The 16,740-nt window shown below is 60.9% G+C and carries 20 protein-coding genes and 4 tRNA genes; 8 read left to right on the top strand and 16 right to left on the bottom strand.

Annotation, left to right across the window (positions count from 1 at the left end):
• Positions 1 to 7 precede the first annotated feature (7 nt).
• From rplJ to AF337_RS23880, 11 genes are all read right to left on the bottom strand, one after another.
• Positions 8 to 526: a 50S ribosomal protein L10 gene (gene rplJ, locus AF337_RS23925; RefSeq protein ID WP_003587203.1), complete on the bottom strand. Its 519-nt coding sequence runs from the start codon at positions 524 to 526 to the stop codon at positions 8 to 10.
• 329 nt (positions 527 to 855) lie between these two features.
• Positions 856 to 1,557, bottom strand: a complete 702-nt coding sequence (gene rplA, locus AF337_RS23920; RefSeq protein ID WP_049734093.1) for a 50S ribosomal protein L1 — start codon at positions 1,555 to 1,557, stop codon at positions 856 to 858.
• 4 nt (positions 1,558 to 1,561) lie between these two features.
• On the bottom strand, positions 1,562 to 1,993 hold the full coding sequence (rplK, locus tag AF337_RS23915) for a 50S ribosomal protein L11 (RefSeq protein ID WP_003547518.1): 432 nt from the start codon (positions 1,991 to 1,993) through the stop codon (positions 1,562 to 1,564).
• A gap of 176 nt (positions 1,994 to 2,169) precedes the next feature.
• Positions 2,170 to 2,700: a transcription termination/antitermination protein NusG gene (gene nusG, locus AF337_RS23910; RefSeq protein ID WP_003547516.1), complete on the bottom strand. Its 531-nt coding sequence runs from the start codon at positions 2,698 to 2,700 to the stop codon at positions 2,170 to 2,172.
• Between the two features lie 17 nt (positions 2,701 to 2,717).
• Positions 2,718 to 2,918: a preprotein translocase subunit SecE gene (gene secE, locus AF337_RS23905; protein ID WP_003573826.1), complete on the bottom strand. Its 201-nt coding sequence runs from the start codon at positions 2,916 to 2,918 to the stop codon at positions 2,718 to 2,720.
• A 193-nt stretch (positions 2,919 to 3,111) separates the two neighbouring features.
• Positions 3,112 to 3,187, bottom strand: a tRNA-Trp gene (locus AF337_RS23900).
• Between the two features lie 168 nt (positions 3,188 to 3,355).
• Positions 3,356 to 4,249, bottom strand: a complete 894-nt coding sequence (locus AF337_RS23895) for an NAD-dependent epimerase/dehydratase family protein (RefSeq protein ID WP_049734092.1) — start codon at positions 4,247 to 4,249, stop codon at positions 3,356 to 3,358.
• Positions 4,250 to 4,417: 168 nt separating this feature from the next.
• Positions 4,418 to 4,552 carry a hypothetical protein gene (locus AF337_RS46085; protein ID WP_003573829.1) on the bottom strand — a complete coding sequence of 45 codons (135 nt, stop codon included), beginning with the start codon at positions 4,550 to 4,552 and terminating at the stop codon, positions 4,418 to 4,420.
• Between the two features lie 204 nt (positions 4,553 to 4,756).
• On the bottom strand, positions 4,757 to 5,932 hold the full coding sequence (tuf, locus tag AF337_RS23890) for an elongation factor Tu (protein ID WP_003573803.1): 1,176 nt from the start codon (positions 5,930 to 5,932) through the stop codon (positions 4,757 to 4,759).
• 347 nt (positions 5,933 to 6,279) lie between these two features.
• Positions 6,280 to 6,353, bottom strand: a tRNA-Gly gene (locus AF337_RS23885).
• Positions 6,354 to 6,377: 24 nt separating this feature from the next.
• Positions 6,378 to 6,462 (bottom strand) — tRNA-Tyr (locus AF337_RS23880).
• Between the two features lie 30 nt (positions 6,463 to 6,492).
• Between AF337_RS23880 and AF337_RS43335 the strand changes: the two genes are divergently transcribed.
• The 3 genes from AF337_RS43335 to AF337_RS23870 are packed head-to-tail and all read left to right on the top strand — an operon-like array spanning position 6,493 to position 8,287.
• Positions 6,493 to 6,669, top strand: coding sequence for a hypothetical protein (locus tag AF337_RS43335; RefSeq protein ID WP_010069471.1), 177 nt, complete (start codon positions 6,493 to 6,495; stop codon positions 6,667 to 6,669).
• Positions 6,666 to 7,556: a 23S rRNA (guanosine(2251)-2'-O)-methyltransferase RlmB gene (gene rlmB / locus AF337_RS23875; protein WP_049734091.1), complete on the top strand. Its 891-nt coding sequence runs from the start codon at positions 6,666 to 6,668 to the stop codon at positions 7,554 to 7,556. Before AF337_RS43335 ends, rlmB begins: the two co-directional genes overlap by 4 nt.
• Before the next feature lie 38 nt (positions 7,557 to 7,594).
• Positions 7,595 to 8,287, top strand: a complete 693-nt coding sequence (locus AF337_RS23870) for an AprI/Inh family metalloprotease inhibitor (RefSeq protein ID WP_049734090.1) — start codon at positions 7,595 to 7,597, stop codon at positions 8,285 to 8,287.
• 34 nt (positions 8,288 to 8,321) lie between these two features.
• Here AF337_RS23870 and AF337_RS23865 read toward each other — a convergent pair whose 3' ends face one another.
• On the bottom strand, positions 8,322 to 9,056 hold the full coding sequence (locus AF337_RS23865; RefSeq protein ID WP_049734152.1) for a hypothetical protein: 735 nt from the start codon (positions 9,054 to 9,056) through the stop codon (positions 8,322 to 8,324).
• Positions 9,057 to 9,262: 206 nt separating this feature from the next.
• Here AF337_RS23865 and AF337_RS43770 point away from each other — a divergent pair, with 206 nt between their 5' ends.
• On the top strand, positions 9,263 to 9,421 hold the full coding sequence (locus tag AF337_RS43770; protein ID WP_003587211.1) for a hypothetical protein: 159 nt from the start codon (positions 9,263 to 9,265) through the stop codon (positions 9,419 to 9,421).
• A 166-nt stretch (positions 9,422 to 9,587) separates the two neighbouring features.
• On the top strand, positions 9,588 to 9,725 hold the full coding sequence (locus AF337_RS43765; RefSeq protein WP_167347795.1) for a hypothetical protein: 138 nt from the start codon (positions 9,588 to 9,590) through the stop codon (positions 9,723 to 9,725).
• 75 nt (positions 9,726 to 9,800) lie between these two features.
• On the opposite strand, the gene AF337_RS23860 is transcribed toward AF337_RS43765, so the two are convergent.
• Both AF337_RS23860 and AF337_RS23855 read right to left on the bottom strand, forming a co-directional pair.
• Positions 9,801 to 10,142: a hypothetical protein gene (locus tag AF337_RS23860; RefSeq protein WP_049734089.1), complete on the bottom strand. Its 342-nt coding sequence runs from the start codon at positions 10,140 to 10,142 to the stop codon at positions 9,801 to 9,803.
• Between the two features lie 183 nt (positions 10,143 to 10,325).
• Positions 10,326 to 10,401, bottom strand: a tRNA-Thr gene (locus AF337_RS23855).
• Positions 10,402 to 10,557: 156 nt separating this feature from the next.
• Here AF337_RS23855 and AF337_RS23850 point away from each other — a divergent pair.
• From AF337_RS23850 to AF337_RS23840, 3 genes are read left to right on the top strand one after another with little or no spacing between them, the layout of a single operon-like run.
• Positions 10,558 to 11,331: an NAD kinase gene (locus tag AF337_RS23850; RefSeq protein ID WP_049734088.1), complete on the top strand. Its 774-nt coding sequence runs from the start codon at positions 10,558 to 10,560 to the stop codon at positions 11,329 to 11,331.
• Positions 11,332 to 11,335: 4 nt separating this feature from the next.
• Complete coding sequence (locus AF337_RS23845; RefSeq protein WP_049734087.1) at positions 11,336 to 11,842, top strand: hypothetical protein; 507 nt, start codon at positions 11,336 to 11,338, stop codon at positions 11,840 to 11,842.
• Between the two features lie 34 nt (positions 11,843 to 11,876).
• Positions 11,877 to 12,896, top strand: a complete 1,020-nt coding sequence (locus AF337_RS23840; RefSeq protein ID WP_049734086.1) for an alpha/beta hydrolase family protein — start codon at positions 11,877 to 11,879, stop codon at positions 12,894 to 12,896.
• A 56-nt stretch (positions 12,897 to 12,952) separates the two neighbouring features.
• Here AF337_RS23840 and prfB read toward each other — a convergent pair.
• Positions 12,953 to 14,084 (bottom strand): peptide chain release factor 2 gene (gene prfB, locus AF337_RS23835; protein WP_003573848.1). Its coding sequence is split into 2 segments (ribosomal slippage): positions 12,953 to 14,014 and positions 14,016 to 14,084, totalling 1,131 coding nucleotides; the frame shifts between segments, so codons are not numbered across the junction.
• Between the two features lie 100 nt (positions 14,085 to 14,184).
• Entirely contained in the window at positions 14,185 to 16,644 is a 2,460-nt protein-coding gene (locus AF337_RS23830; RefSeq protein ID WP_049734085.1) for a penicillin-binding protein 1A, read from the bottom strand.
• Positions 16,645 to 16,740: the final 96 nt, after the last annotated feature.

Genomic DNA, 16,740 nt, shown 5'->3' with positions numbered 1-16,740 from the left:
AACCGCCTTAAGCGGCTTCGTCCTTCTTGGCGTAGGCCGCAAACACGCGGGCAAGCTGGCTTGCCGGTGCTGCAACAACCCCAGCGATGCGGGTAGCCGGTGTCTGGATCATGCCCAGCAGCTTCGCACGCAGCTCATCGAGCGAAGGCAGGGTCGCAAGCGACTTGACTGCATCGGCGTTGAGCGTGGTTGTTCCCATGGCGCCGCCCAGAACAACGATCTTGTCGTTGGTCTTGGCGAAATCCATGACGACCTTCGGAGCGGTGATCGGATCGGTGCTGTATGCAATCAGCGTCTGACCCTTGAAGAGATCGGTGATCCCTTCCGCTTCCGTACCCTGAAGGGCAATTTTGGCCAGGCGGTTCTTCGCGACTTTGACGGTACCGCCAGCTGCACGCATCTTCGAACGAAAATCGTTCATCTGCGCGACTGTGGCACCAGCATAGTGGGCCACGACAACTGAGCCCGAAGCCTTGAAGACTTCGTTCAGTTCCGTGACGAATTCGCGTTTTTCCGCTCTTTCCACTGCCTATCTCCAGTTGGCGGGACCGAAAACGGGCCCGCCGGGTTGCCTTTTGCCTCCCGGGATCATGCGAGATCCCAAGCGACGCTTGAGGATCCTGTCCCCCCGCGCTCCCGCGCCAATGAAGGCTGGAGAGGCACAAGGCATCCAAGGCTCGAACCGATTTCCTATGAAGCGAACTTCAAGCAATTCGGGTCTTACCCGTCTCATGCAGGCAAAGTGATTAAGGGAAAACCACCTGCAATCTCGGACAGGATTCCGGATTTCTCCGGAATATTCCGGCCTCTTGCGAGGCCGGAATTCAGTGACCGGACCGAGGTCCGGCAATCAACTTATGCAGTCGGAGCTGCTGTGACGGAGCCGACTTCGATCTTGACGCCCGGGCCCATGGTCGAAGAAATCGCCACGCGCTTGACGTAGTTGCCCTTGGCGCCAGCCGGCTTCGCCTTGATGACTGCGTCAGCGAAGGCGCGGATGTTTTCTTCCAGAGCCTTGGCGTCGAAAGAGGCCTTGCCGATGCCGGCATGGACGATGCCAGCCTTCTCAACGCGGAACTCGACAGCGCCGCCCTTGGAAGCCTTGACGGCTCCGGCGACATCCATGGTGACGGTGCCGACCTTCGGGTTCGGCATCATGCCGCGGGGGCCGAGAACCTTACCGAGACGGCCGACCAGCGGCATCATGTCGGGGGTGGCGATGCAGCGATCGAATTCGATCTTGCCGCCCTGGACGATTTCGACGAGGTCTTCAGCACCGACGATATCGGCACCGGCAGCCTTGGCTTCATCGGCCTTGACGCCACGAGCGAAGACGGCAACGCGAACCGTACGGCCGGTGCCGTTCGGCAGGTTGACGACGCCGCGAACCATCTGGTCCGCATGGCGCGGGTCGACGCCGAGGTTCATCGAGACTTCGATGGTTTCGTCGAACTTGGCGACAGCCCGTTCCTTGACCATGCCGATGGCTAGGCTCAGAGCGTAGAGCTTGGTGGGATCAACACCTTCGTTGATCTTCTGCGTGCGCTTACCAGCCATGATCTTAACCCACCACTTCCAGGCCCATGGCGCGGGCAGAGCCCTCGATCATCGCCATTGCACCTTCGATATCCGCTGCGTTCAGATCCTTCATCTTGGCTTCTGCGATCGACTTGATCTGAGCCTTGGTGAGGGAGCCGGCCTTGGCGCCCTTGCCGGGCGTCTTGGAACCGGACGTGATCTTCGCTTCCTTCTTCAGCCAGTAGCTGACCGGAGGCTGCTTCATCGCGAAGGTGAAGGACTTGTCCTGGTAATAGGTGATGACGACCGGGATCGGCATACCCTTTTCCATTTCCTGCGTGGCGGCATTGAACGCCTTGCAGAATTCCATGATGTTAATGCCACGCTGACCAAGCGCCGGACCAATCGGCGGGGACGGGTTTGCCGATCCTGCCTTGACCTGAAGCTTGAGCTGGCCTGCAACTTTCTTAGCCATATCTCTCTGCCTTTCATGAGCGGCCGGTCGCCCGGCCCGTGATGCCGGATCTCTCCGGCGGCTGCGGTTGCGTGGTGCGGATCGTTAGGGTCCGGCTAAGACCCCTCACCTTCCACGCGGGTGCGGACCAGGTCCGCAGGAAACCGGCCGCAAGGCCTGCTTCCAATCTCTTACAATCAGACCTTCTCGACCTGAGCGTATTCCAGTTCGACCGGCGTTGCGCGGCCGAAGATCGACACTTCAACCTTCAGGCGCGAACGCTCTTCGTCCACATCCTGAACCGTGCCGTTGAACGACGCGAACGGACCATCGGAAACGCGGACCTGCTCGCCGATCTCGAAGGTGATGGAGGCCTTCGGCCGCTCGACACCTTCCTGGACCTGGCCGAGAATGCGCTCGGCTTCATAATCCGGAATCGGAACGGGCTTGTTGTCGGAGCCGAGGAAACCTGTGACCTTCGGCGTATTCTTGATCAAGTGGTAGGCTTCATCCGTCAGGTTGGCGCGAACCATGACATAGCCCGGGAAGAACTTGCGCTCGCTGTCGACCTTACGGCCGCGACGCACTTCCACCACCTTTTCGGTCGGCACGAGGATCTTCTCGAACAGGTGCTCAAGCCCCTTCTGGCGAGCCTTGTTCTCGATGTCCTCAGCGACCTTCTTTTCAAAATTTGAATATGCGTGGACGATGTACCAACGTGCCGCCATTTTCATCTCCACCCGTATCAGTTGCCGGTATTCAGCACGAAGCTCAGAACCCAGCCGATCAGCTGGTCAGCGGCAAAGAAAAACAGCGCAGCGAAAACCACCATCACAAGCACCATAACCGTCGAGATCATCGTCTCGCGGCGCGACGGCCATGTAACTTTGGACGTCTCGGAGCGAACCTGCTGCAGAAACGCAAACGGATTGGATTTGGATGCCATCGACTGCCCACGCAATTACGGCGCGTAAAGCTGAAACTATCAGCCCCACGCACCGCGTGTCTGTTGAACCCTAAATAAACACCGATTTCCGAATACACAAGAGGGAAACCGAAGTTTAACGAAATTAGTCTTACCCATCAATCCCCGGCCGGAATGCCGCGAGCATGTCCGCGCTGTCCCGCTTGGAGGAAAATGGCAGGGGCAGTAAGGCTCGAACTTACGACCTGCGGTTTTGGAGACCGCCGCTCTACCAACTGAGCTATACCCCTTCATACCGATCAATCAGCGTATGGACCAAGGTCCGCAAATCGCTGCTGAAAAGCATGGCGCTCCCTTTAAGACGACGGCAGCGGATTGGCAAGCACGATTTTCGTTTTTCATAGCCATTCTGCGGATATGCGAACGATCGGCTCGCTCATCGCCCCACCAGGATCCGTTCAGACGTTCACATATTTACGCCAATCGTGCTCCTCCTTGAACCCCAGCACCTCGCGAATCTTGCGGTTGGAGAGCAGGCCTTCATATTCGCCGATCTCGCGCGTGAAGGGCACGTTCGGATAAAATCGCTTCGCAAGCTCCTTCGACGGCGTGTTGGCCGAGACCGTGTCGTTGGCTGCGTTGAAGACCTGGTAGCCGAGACCGTCCTTTTCGATGCAGAGATGGCAGATCTGCCCGAGATCACGGGCGTCGATATAGCTCCAGGCGATGCGCTTGCGCATCTCGGGATTGGCGAAATAGGTGGGGAAACGCTCATATTCGTGCGGCTCGATGACGTTGCCGATTCGCAGCGCATAGATGTCGAAACCCGACCGTTCGGCAAAGGCGCGGGCGGTCTTTTCGTTGACCACCTTGGAAAGCCCGTAGGAATCCATCGGATTGACGTCGTAGTCTTCCTCCAGCGGGAACTGGTGGAAATCGCGATGGCCTTCGGCGAAGCAGACGCCGTAGGTCGTTTCGCTCGATGCGACGATAATCTTCCTGATGCCGAGCTTCACCGCCGCCTCGATGACATTATAAGTACCCATCGTGTTGATGCGGAAAGTCTCATTGTCCGGTTTGATCAGGATGCGAGGGATGGCGGCGAAATGCACGACGGCATCAAAGGGCTGCACGCCCCTGCCCGCATCGAGATCGGGAAAATCGCGGTGCATCGACAGCGCGTTGAAAACCTGACCGCTGTCGGTGATATCGGCAATGAGATTGGTGACGCCGGGACTGTCCAGCGGCACGAGATCGAGATTGTGAACCTCGTAACCGGCATTGATGAGCCATGGCACGGTATGGCGACCGGCCTTGCCCGAACCGCCCGTGAACAGAATTCGCTTCTTCATGGAATGTCCTCCGCGTCATCAAATCGGAGGCATAGTTAGACGCTTCCGCGCGAAGAGCAAGCGAGCGTCCTGCAAGGGTTCACCCTCGCGTCGCCAGGTGCACCCTATCAGGGCACATGGCCGATCATTTCCGATCACCGCAGAAGCCTGCGGCAAACTGCTAAATCGTTACTTAACGACGCTCACGTCGCCGATCTGCACGCCGGCTGCCTGAACAACCTCCTGCGGGATGGCTGCAATGAAAAACATCGTGAAAACATACATTGCGAATATCGTCGCAACGAACGTGGCCTTTGGAATCATCCGGGCTCTCCTCTTTGCATGAAGGAGTCTGGACTAAAATGAACCAATCACAACCGGTTTCTGAATGTGAGATGAACAAAATACTGTGACGGGCGAATTTAACGATATTTTTACAACACCTGTTAAACCCTCAAACAGGCATCAAAACGAAAAAACCCCGCCGTTTCCAGCGGGGTTTTTCCTGAATTTCGGGTAATCCCAGGATTACTCGACGATCGAAGCGACGATGCCGGCGCCGACGGTGCGGCCGCCTTCGCGGATCGCGAAGCGCAGCTTTTCTTCCATCGCGATCGGAACGATCAGCTCGACGGCAACCGTGACGTTGTCGCCCGGCATGACCATCTCCGTGCCCTCGGGCAGCGTGACGATGCCGGTCACGTCCGTCGTGCGGAAGTAGAACTGCGGACGGTAGTTGGTGAAGAACGGCGTATGACGGCCACCCTCTTCCTTCGTCAGGATGTAGGCTTCTGCCATGAACTTCTTGTGCGGCTTGACAGAGCCCGGCTTGCACAGGATCTGGCCACGCTCGACGCCGTCACGGTTCACACCGCGAACCAGTGCGCCGATGTTGTCGCCAGCCTGGCCCTGATCGAGCAGCTTGCGGAACATTTCAACGCCGGTCACCGTCGTCTTCGAGGTCGCGCGGATGCCGACGATCTCGACTTCTTCGCCAACCTTGACGATGCCACGCTCGACGCGGCCGGTCACAACCGTGCCGCGGCCCGAGATCGAGAACACGTCTTCGATCGGCATCAGGAACGGCTGGTCGATCGGACGCTCAGGCGTCGGGATGTAGGCGTCAACAGCAGCCATCAGCTCGCGGATCGCGTCTTCGCCGATCTTCTTGTCGCTATCTTCGAGAGCGGCCAGTGCCGAACCCTTGACAACCGGGATATCGTCGCCCGGGAAGTCGTAGGACGACAGCAGTTCGCGAACTTCGAGCTCGACCAGTTCGAGAAGCTCGGCGTCGTCAACCTGGTCGACCTTGTTCAGGAACACAACGATCGCCGGAACGCCGACCTGGCGGGCCAGCAGGATGTGTTCGCGTGTCTGCGGCATCGGGCCGTCAGCGGCCGAGCACACCAGGATCGCGCCGTCCATCTGGGCAGCACCGGTGATCATGTTCTTGACGTAGTCGGCGTGGCCGGGGCAGTCGACGTGCGCGTAGTGGCGGGCCGGCGTCTCATATTCGACGTGCGCCGTCGAAATGGTGATGCCACGGGCCTTTTCTTCCGGAGCAGCGTCGATCTGGTCGTACGCCTTGAACTCACCGAAGTACTTCGTGATCGCTGCCGTCAGAGACGTCTTGCCGTGGTCAACGTGGCCGATCGTGCCGATGTTGACGTGCGGCTTGTTGCGCTCAAACTTACTCTTTGCCATTTGAATGCTTCCTGTGAACGAAATGGTGGGCCCCGGCGAACCGGTTTAGTGCCGCCGTTTAAGGCTTTCGGCGAAATTGCGCAAGACTTAATTGCAGACGCCATTCTTGGTGTGACAGCGCATATGGGGGACAATTCGCCGCCTGCAAGGTGATTCGCCGAAGCCCCCTCGAAAATCACTGAAATCCTTGGAGAAAATCGCGTGGGCTGGCGGAGATGGGCTACCGCGCCCGGCGCCGAGCGCCCTCGCCTGCCGGTCGATGAGCGCTATCGCCGGCGTCTTCGGAAAACATCCGCATGCCGAATGATCGCCGCGGTGCCGGTCACATGAATTGGGCTTGGAAGAACTGGAGCGGGTAGCGGGAATCGAACCCGCGTATTCAGCTTGGAAGGCTGCTGCTCTACCATTGAGCTATACCCGCGGGGTGGTCCGATCCGATGACGAATGGTGGAGAGAGTTGGATTTGAACCAACGTAGGCTGAGCCAACGGATTTACAGTCCGTCCCCTTTAACCACTCGGGCATCTCTCCAGTTTTTCGTCCGGATCTAGAAGACCAAGTTTGTCAGACTTCGAAGCGTTGCCGCCCGTCGTCTGCGCCGCGTATATGACCGGAGCATTTCAGTCTGTCAACACGATGACTACGGAAAAAACACGAAAAATTTCATTCGCCGCCGAAAGCCGGCATATGAAAGAAAGCCTATGCGGCGGGGAGCGCCATGGCTATAAAGCCGCATGAGCAAAGACAAAAAACCCGGCGGCACGGCCGCGACAGACCCATCGGCCAAGGATACGCATTACGCCACGCTGCGGCGCGCCCACCGTGACGCCAAGCGCGAACGCGGCGAGATCCCGACCCCTCAGCCGCAGAAGCGCAAGCGCGGCGGCGACGATTGGAAGCCGCCGGCGCTGGCGCCAGACCAGGTGCATCTTTACGGCCTGCATACAGTGCGCGCCGCCCTCGACAATCCCGAGCGCAAGAAGATCAAGCTCTTCGTGACCCAGAACGCGCTGGCGCGGCTCGAAGTCGACGCCGAAACGCTCGGCATTCCCTTCGAGATCGTCTCGCCGCAGGATATCGACAAGGTGCTCGGCCCCGAGGCGATCCATCAGGGCGTCATGCTGGAAACGCGGCCGCTGCCGGTCCGCCGGCTCGAAGCCCTGAAGGACAGCCCGCTCCTGCTCGTCCTCGACCAGGTCACCGATCCCCACAATGTCGGCGCGATCATGCGCTCGGCCGTCGCCTTCAATGCCGGCGCCGTTATCACCACTCAGAGACATAGCCCGACCGAGTCAGGCGTGCTCGCCAAATCCGCCTCCGGCGCGCTGGAACTGATACCTTATATACAGGTGACCAATCTCGCCGATGCACTCGGTGAACTGCACAAGCTCGGCTTCTCCACCATCGGCCTCGATTCGGAAGGGCCGGCGCCGCTCGAGGGCACATTTTCGGGTGAGAAGGTGGTGCTGGTGCTCGGCTCCGAAGGCAAGGGGCTCAGGCAGAAGACGCGCGAGACCGTTACCGCGCTTGCCCGTCTCGACATGCCGGGCGCGATCAAATCGCTGAACGTTTCGAATGCTGCGGCAATCGCGCTTTATGCGGCGCGGCTCTTTTTGAAAGCATAGGCCGGTCCGCGGCAGGCCTGCGACAAAGAGGAACTGTCATGACCCGTTTCGTCCTTCGGCTCGCGGCTCCGGTAGCTGCGTTGCTTTTTTGCGGCATGGCCCATGGACAGGATATCGATGCCGATATTCTCAAGGCGCAGGCAGGAACCTATCTCGTCGCGCCGGAAGACGGGCGCGCGGGATGCCGGATGACGCTCGAAACCGACATGGCGATCGGCGGTCACTCGCTGTCCGGCCAGGACGCCTGCACCAAGCCGCTGCCGGCTCTTGCCGAAGCCGCTGCCTGGAATTTCGACGGCAATGGCGGCGTCATCCTGATCGATGCGACGCGCAAGGTGCTCGCCCGTTTCGTCGAGAACGAGGGCTCGCCGATGAAGACGCAGGACGGCACGCCGCTTTTGCTGATCGCCGCCCCTGACGGCATCGATCGCCTGCCGAGCTTCAGCGGCCTTGCCGGAACCTGGACGATGCAAAGACCGGACGGCGAAAGGCTCTGCGGTCTGACGCTCGACGGCCATGCCGATGCGGACGGCAATGCGCCGCTGTCGCTATCCGGCGACTGCGCCGCCAATGTCGCCAGGCTGAAACTCGCGGTCTGGCATATCGAGGGTTTCGGCCTGACGCTGCTGGGCGGTGACGGCTCATCGCTTGGCTTCGACATGCGCGCCGACGGCAATTTCGACAAATCGAAGGAAGAAGGCGGCAAGCCGCTATCGCTCGTGCGTCAATGATTCGAAAGTAGCGGCGCATCCGCCAACACACCGGTCAGCTCGGTATCCGGCAGACCGTCGTTCCTTCCAAGGGCCGGCGCGCCGTGTCACCAGCCGCATAAGTCAGTTCGACAGGATAGACGATCACGCTCGGCAGTTTCTCGATTTCGCCGGCATGGCCGGGGCTGCGTCTGATTTCCGCCTTGTAGGCGGCGGTGCAATCCGGCAGTTGCGACAGACCGGTATCGGCGGCGATCGTCTTCGCGCAGGCAGCACGCTCCAGATAGAGCGAACAGGACGCCGTGTAGACGCGACGAAAATCGAGGCTCAGCTCCCCCTTCCCGCTCCTTATCGCGGCAAAATCGTCGCCCGCCAGGGAATCGTCGAGCAGCCGCTCGCCCGTCGCCGCATCGTAGACGACGAAAGGCAGCCCGCCGTTCCACCCGTCCGCGGCACGAAAAAGGACGAAACCGCCGCTGACGCCCATGAGATAGCCGGCGGTATCGTCCGCGATCACCCGTTCGCGCGCGCCGGCGCGCTCACAGGGCGCATCAGGAGCGAGCAGCGCCAGCTTGTCGGCGCCGACCTCGCCGAGATCGACCTCCTTGACCATGAAGGCGGGATAGCGGTTGCAGGTGATCTTCGGTTTCGCATCGGGATTGAGCTCATCCTTCGGCAGTGCGACCACATCGACTTTTGTCGGCTTGTCGAAAGCTCGCGCGTTTTCCGAGGCTCCGGCGAAGGAGACGAATGCCGCGACAATGACCGATGCTTTAACCGTGCGTTTCACGACGTCCGTCCCCAACTGTTTCAGGCATCCCTGACACAGTTCAACCCGCTGCGACAGATGGAAAACGGATGCCTGCGACAGCCACGCAAGGCTCGCGCGATGCCGGAGAAATTCGATTTTGCCTTGGAAAGACCTCCTGGAGCACTATGATCGGGCGATGACCGATCGCAACGACCGGTCGGAAGCAAGAAGGAACGATCCCCATCATGGCTATTCGACCGCTGATTTTCGGTATCCTCTTCATCGCGGTCTTCGTCGGGATCATTCTCAGCATCATCTGGGTGGACACCTCGCACCCGGTCCACCAGCCCGATCCGCTGTCGCCGACGGCGCCCGGCCCCGCGACGCCGGGGACGGTGCAATAATGCATGTCGCCCGGAAGTGTGCAGCGGTTCCGGAGTAACGACATGCATAAAAACAAAAGGCTAAAGCGCGTAGCATGAATCAAATTCGATGCGGCGCGCTTTAGTCCCGACAGGAACGCGGACGACGATGGTGCGTTAATCCCCACTGAACGAGGATTGAACGCCTATGCGCATAATGATTGCCGTCGTTGCCTTCATGGTCGCCTCCGTGCTCAGCATCGCAATCCTGTCGCCGTCGGGCGCCGGCCAGACTGGCAACGGCAACAAGCTCGAGGCAAGTGTCAACGAACCCGTCAGTCATTGAAAAACGGCCCGGATGATCCGGGCCGTTCTCTCGCCGCGCGTCTCGGGCGCGCAATGGATGCTGTAGCAGCTGGCGTCAGCCGCGGTAGAGCCAGAAAGGCATGTCACGATCGCGATGGCGCCACTCACGGCGTTCCTGCCAACGCTCGGCACGCCACCGGCGCCAGCGCCAGTCATCACCGCGCCAGTCGGACCGGCGCCAATCGCGCTGATGGCGCCAACCGCGGTCGTCACGCTCATCACGCCAGCCACGGTCGTCACCGCCGCGATCATGGCGCCAGCCATCACGAATTTGAACGATATCGCCCTGGGCCGACACCGCCGGCCGGTCGACGGGCATGGCGGTTGCCGGGGCGACGGATGCCAAAGCCGCACCGACAGATATGGTTGCGGCGAAAAAGAGATGTGCGAGCTTCATGGCTGCTTCCTCATTGATGATGAGGCGAAGTTAAACCGGCGCGGCTGAATTGGCGCTGAAGCAGCCCTTCAGACAAGGTTCATCAAGCGATGTGCGATGGCTGGAAAAATCTGCCGGTGCGATCGAGCGAAGCGACGTCGAACCATAGCGATCGTCTGGGCAGGGATATGACGCGGAAAAAGATGGTGCCCCCGCCAGGGTTCGAACCCGGGACCCCCTGATTACAAATCAGGTGCTCTACCAACTGAGCTACAAGGGCAACAGGTGCCCAACTAGCAGATTCTATGGTTCTGTAAAGGAAAATTCGTGTCTGTGCGGACAGGTCGGCTGCCGCTCAAACGCCTGGCGATAGAAAACGTCCTTGTCGCGCCAGCCCTTTATCCGTTAGCTAGAGCAGCTTCACAAAGGGCATTGCATGGGCCGTTCATTTCAGACTCTTTCCTTTATCGCCTCGCCGACGACGGAGGCGCTCGCCGCGCGCGAGGAGTTGATTCGCATCTATGGCGACGTGCCGGCCGACGATGCCGATGTCATCGTCGCGCTCGGCGGCGACGGTTTCATGCTGCAGACGCTGCACAACACCATGAACTCCGGCAAGCTGGTCTACGGCATGAATCGCGGCTCGGTCGGCTTTCTGATGAACGACTATCGCAGCGAACAGCTTCAGGAGCGCATCTGCGTCGCCGTGGAAAACGTCTTCCGGCCGTTGCAGATGACGACCGCCAACGCCGACGGCACCAATTCGACGGCGCTGGCCATCAACGAGGTCTATCTTTTCCGCCAGTCCTATCAGGCGGCGAATCTGAGGGTGACGGTGGACGGGCGCGTGCGCCTGGAGGAGCTGATCTGCGACGGGCTGATGGTGGCGACCCCCGCCGGCTCGACGGCCTATAATCTTTCCGCTCATGGCCCGATCCTGCCGCTCGAGGCGCCGCTGCTCGCCATGACGCCGGTCAGCGCTTTCAGGCCGCGGCGCTGGCGGGGCGCACTGCTGCCCAACAAGGTGACCGTCGATATCGACGTTCTCGAGCCGGTGAAGCGGCCGGTCAATGCGGTGGCCGACAATACCGAGGTGAAATCGGTGCTGCATGTCCGCATTGCCCAGTCGGAGCATATGACGGCGCGTATTCTTTCCGATCCCGACCGCTCCTGGTCCGACCGTATTCTCGCCGAGCAGTTCAAGGATTGAGACGATGGCAATGCGACGGATAGTGATGACAACCGCTTTCCTCATTGGATGGTCGGCCGCAGCCTTGCCGGCGCAGGACGTCATCCTGCCGGCATCGGTGATTTTCGCGACCAGCACCGGGTATTGGGAGGATGACGGCAACGCACCTGATGTCGAGCGGGCGCCGACAGCCGCCGAGAGCGTTGCCAACTCGCAAGCAAAGGCTCAGCGCCACGGGTACTACAAGCTCTTTGCCGTCCGCCAGGCAGACAGGACCTCAAAGGTCTACCTGCAGCAGATTGCCCAGACCGAGACCGGCCCGGCGATCGCCTCTACCGTCGAGCTGCAGGAGATCAGCGACCTGAAGCCTTATATCACCGATATCCGCCCCGAGAATTCGAACGGCATCATCAAGCAGCCCGGCCTGTTCGCCACGATCTATCTGAAGACCGACCCCAATGCCGAGCCGGATGGCTGGACCGTGCTGATCGACGAATTCGGCGACATCACCGTCGAGAAAGCGACGAATTGAACCGCTGGGAATCGTTCGGGAAGGAGCAGGAGAGATGAAACTCGGCTTCCGTGACGGCGTCCTTTACGACCACAACAGGTCGAACTGGGACGCCAACGGCCCCAGACCCATCAGTTGGTCGCTGTGGTATCCCGCTGCCGATACGGCGCGGGAAAACGATACGGCGGAAAGAAGCTGGTTCAAGAAGGCGGTCGTCGCCCACGACGCAGCCATCCGGCCCCAGGCCCGGCCCTATCCCCTCGTGCTGCTGTCGCATGGCACCGGCGGATCCGCGGCGGGATTGGAGTGGCTGGCGCGACGGCTCGCCGATCGCGGATTTGCAGCGCTCGGCGTCAACCATCACGGCAATACCGGCAACGAGCCTTATCGCGCCGAGGGCTTTGCCTGCCTTTGGGAGCGGGCGCCGGATCTGAGCTTCATGCTCGACCACAGCGATGACTGGCTCGGCGATCTCTCCTCTTATATCGATACCACCCGCGTGTTCGCGGCCGGATTTTCGGCCGGAGCCTACAGCGTCATGCTGCTTCTCGGCGCCGTCGCCCAGTCTTCGCAGTTCGACCCATCCAGGATGAAGCCGGGCGGGGCGCGCGGACCGAGGGAATTTCCCGACCTTGCCGATCATATCCCGACCTTGCTTCGCACCAGCGACGTGTTTCGCGATTCATGGTCGCGCCTGTCGACGTCTTACCGGGACGACAGAATCAAGGCCGCACTCCTGTGCGCGCCGGGCCGGTCCGTTCTCGGTTTCAGCGAGGAAAGCCTGAAAACCGTCGACGCGCCCGCCCTCATTCTGGTCGGCGATGCCGACAGGGCGGCACCGGCCGAGGAATGTTCGGCATGGCTGCATGCGCGGCTCCCCGACAGCCGTCTTAAAATCCTCGGCGGCGGGCTTGGGCATTATGTCTTCGTGCCTGAAGGTACCGCCCTCGGCATGGCCTTTGCGGCGGAGCTCTTCACCGATCCCCCTGATATCGAGCGCGCCGCCATCCACGACGAGATTGCCGGTCTGTCGGCCGCGCTGTTCCAGGGCAACGACGTCAAAGCAATCGCCTGAACAACGAAAAAGCCCCGTCTCCGGGGCTTTCTCGTCTCAATCCCTGCTTTTGTCTATCAGTCCACGTCGTCGACGACCGCGTCTGCAGCGCCGCTGATGCGGTGGGCAAGAGCCGCTTCCATGAACTCGTTGAGTTCGCCGTCGAGCACGTCGTCCGGCGCGGTGCTGGCGACGCCGGTGCGCAGATCCTTGACCAGCTGGTAGGGCTGCAGCACGTAGGAGCGGATCTGGTGGCCCCAGCCGATATCCGTCTTGGAGGCGGCCTCGGCGCTGGCGGCGTCCTCACGCTTCTTCAGCTCGGCTTCGTACATGCGGGCACGCAGCATGTCCCAGGCCTTGGCGCGGTTCTTGTGCTGCGAACGCTCCTGCTGGCACTGCACGACGATGCCGGTCGGCATATGCGTGATGCGCACGGCCGAGTCGGTGGTGTTGACGTGCTGACCGCCGGCGCCCGACGAACGATAGGTGTCGATGCGGCAGTCGCCTTCGTTGATCTCGATCTGGATCGAGTCGTCGACCACGGGATAGACCCAGATCGACGAGAAGGAGGTGTGGCGACGCGCGTTGCTGTCGTAAGGCGAGATGCGCACCAGCCGGTGCACACCCGATTCCGTCTTCAGCCAGCCATAGGCATTGTGTCCCTTGACGAGCAGGGTCGCGGACTTGATGCCCGCCTCTTCGCCGTCATGGACTTCGAGAAGCTCGACCTTGAAACGCTGACGTTCGGCCCAGCGGGTGTACATGCGCAGCAGCATGTTCGCCCAGTCCTGGCTTTCGGTGCCGCCGGCGCCGGAATGAACTTCGAGATAGGTGTCGTTGCCGTCGGCCTCGCCGGAGAGCATGGCTTCCACCTGCCGGCGCGCAGCCTCGGCCTTCAAGGCCTTCAGCGTATCCTCGGCTTCCTTGACGACGCCTTCGTCGCCCTCTTCCTCGCCGAGTTCGATCAGCTCGATATTGTCGTTCAGCTGCTGTTCCAGCTGCTTGACGCCACTGATGCCGTCATCGAGCTGCTGGCGCTCGCGCATCAGCTTCTGCGCTTCGGTAGCGTCGTTCCAGAGGTTCGGATCCTCTGCCTTGTTGTTCAACCAGTCCAGCCGTCTTATCGCCTGGTCCCAGTCAAAGATGCCTCCTCAGCAGGGTGATAGCCTGCTTGGTTTCATCGACCACGTTTTCGATTTCCGCTCGCATTTTCCTGCTTCTCTGTCTCGGTTCTTCTGGTGCTGGTGGACATAGAGACGCCCGCCGCGGATGTAAAGAGCCGCGGCGGGCGTTCAAAATTCGGCGATGGTCAGAACAAGCCGGGCGTGCCGGTCTGGACGGCCTGGTTTGCCTGCGGTGAGGTCTTCAGGATCTCTTCCGGCGCCATGGTGCTGTCCATGCCGATGACGTTGAAGCTGTCGGCTGGGCCGGTGCCGGGTTTGAAGGCCTCGATGATGGTGTTCGGATCACCGTCGACGGCGGCCATGCCGGTCTTGCGGTCGATCGAAATCAGGTTCATGCCCGGCGGAATGACGAATTTCGATTCCGGCGCATCCTTGACGGCAGCCTGCATGAATTCGTTGAAGATCGGCGCGGAGAGACCGCCGCCGGTGCCGCCGCGGCCGAGCGGGGCCGGCGTATCGAAGCCCATATAAAGGCCGGCGACCAGATCCGGCGTGAAGCCGACGAACCAGGCGTCCTTCTCATCGTTGGTGGTGCCGGTCTTGCCGGCGACGTCGCGGCCGCCGAGATCGATCTTGCCGGCGGCAGTGCCGCGCTGGATGACGCCCTGCATCATCGAGGTGATCTGGTAGGCGGTCATCGGGTCGAGAACGGTTTCGCGGTTGTCGACGACATTCGGCTCTTCCTGGTTCTGCCAGTCGCCGGCATTGCAGCCCTCACAGAGACGCTCCTCATGCTTGAAGATCGTCTTGCCGTAGCGGTCCTGGATCCGGTCGATCAATGTCGGCTTGATCTGCTTGCCGCCGTTGGCGATGACCGAATAGGCCGAGACCATACGCAGCACCGTGGTGTCGCCGGCGCCGAGCGACATGGAGAGAACCGGCAGCATGTGATCGTAGATGCCGAAGCGCTCGGCATATTCGGCAACGATGTTCATGCCGAGATCGTTGGCCAGGCGCACCGTCATCAGGTTGCGCGAATGCTCGATGCCCGAGCGCAGCGTCGACGGACCGCCGACTTCGCCGCCGTAATTTTCCGGCTTCCAGACCTGGCCGCCGGAGACGATCTCGATCGGCGCATCCATGATGACGGAGGCCGGCGTATAGCCATTGTCCATTGCCGCGGCGTAGACGAAGGGCTTGAACGAGGAGCCCGGCTGGCGCATCGCCTGGGTGGCGCGGTTGAATTCGGACTGCGAATAGGAGAAGCCGCCGACCATGGCGAGCACGCGGCCGGTCTTCGGATCCATGGCGACCAGGCCGCCCTGCACCTTCGGCGGCTGCTGCAGCCGATAGGAGGTCGAGGCGTCGTCGCCGAGCTTTGCGACATAGATGACGTCACCGGGGGCTACGGCGCCGACCGGCGATTTCGTGCTCTTGCGGGCGGCGTCGGCCGAACGGAAGGCCCACTGCATATTCTTGGCGTCGATCGTGCCGCGTTGACGGTCCGGCGAAACCTTGCCGCTTCCATCCTTGGCCGGCTGCAGGCCGATATCGACATTGCTGTCGGAGACGGCGAGCACGACGGCAAGCCGCCATTCCGGCACGTCGGCAAGTGCCGGAATATCGGCAAGCGCCTTGCCCCAGTCACCGCTGGCATCGATCTGCTTGACCGGGCCGTGGAAACCGCGACGCTCGTCATAGGTCACCAGACCGTCCTGCAGCGCCTTGCGGGCAGCGAGCTGCATCTGCGGATCGAGCGAAGTGCGCACTGAAAGGCCACCCTCATAGAGGACCTTCTCGCCATATTGGTCGATCAGCTGGCGGCGCACGGCTTCGGCGAAATAGTCCGAAGCAAAAAGCGAGGGGCCGGTCGTGCGGGCGGTGACGCCGAGTGGCTGCTTCTTGGCTTCCACGCCGTCGCTCTGGCTCACATAGCCATTCTCGACCATGCGGTCGATCACCCAGTTGCGGCGCTCGAGCGCAGCTTCCGGATGGCGGAAAGGATGATAATTGGCCGGGCCTTTCGGCAAGGATGCCAGATAGGCGGCTTCGGCGACGGTCAGTTCGGTGACGGATTTGTTGAAATAGGTCAGCGCGGCGCCGGCGATGCCGTAGGAATTCATGCCGAAGAAGATCTCGTTCAGGTAGAGCTCAAGGATCTTGTCCTTGCTGTAGGCCTGCTCGATGCGGAAGGACAGGATCGCTTCCTTGATCTTGCGGTCGATCGTCTGGTCAGAGCTCAGAAGGAAGTTCTTGGCCACCTGCTGGGTGATCGTGGAAGCGCCGACGGGGCGGCGGCCGGAACCGAAATTCTGCAGGTTGACGAGGATGGCGCGGCCGAGACCAGTGAGATCGACGCCCGGATGATTGTAGAAATTCTTGTCTTCGGCCGACAGGAAAGCTGCCTTGACGCGGTCGGGGATGGCCTGGATCGGCAGGAAGAGACGCTTTTCCTTGGCGTATTCGGCCATCAGCGCGCCGTTGCCGGCGTGGACACGGGTGGTCACCGGCGGCGCATAGCTGTTCAGAACGGCATAGTCCGGGAGATCCTTCGCGACGTTGGCGAGATAGATGGCAACACCCGCCGCCGCGACCAGAAACAGGACGCAGGCCATTCCGAAGAAATATCCAAAAAGTCTAACCATATTTTCAGCTACCGGTCTCTTCGATCTTCAATCGGCGCAGAACGCAACGATTGCACGGATCAAGGCAATTTGCACGTTGCGCGGCTTACTCCATGA

The organism is Rhizobium ecuadorense (genome assembly GCF_001187535.1).
Lineage (GTDB): Bacteria > Pseudomonadota > Alphaproteobacteria > Rhizobiales > Rhizobiaceae > Rhizobium > Rhizobium ecuadorense.
The sequence above is the reverse complement of the archived record's forward strand: the minus strand, read 5'-3'. Positions and strand labels throughout refer to the sequence as shown.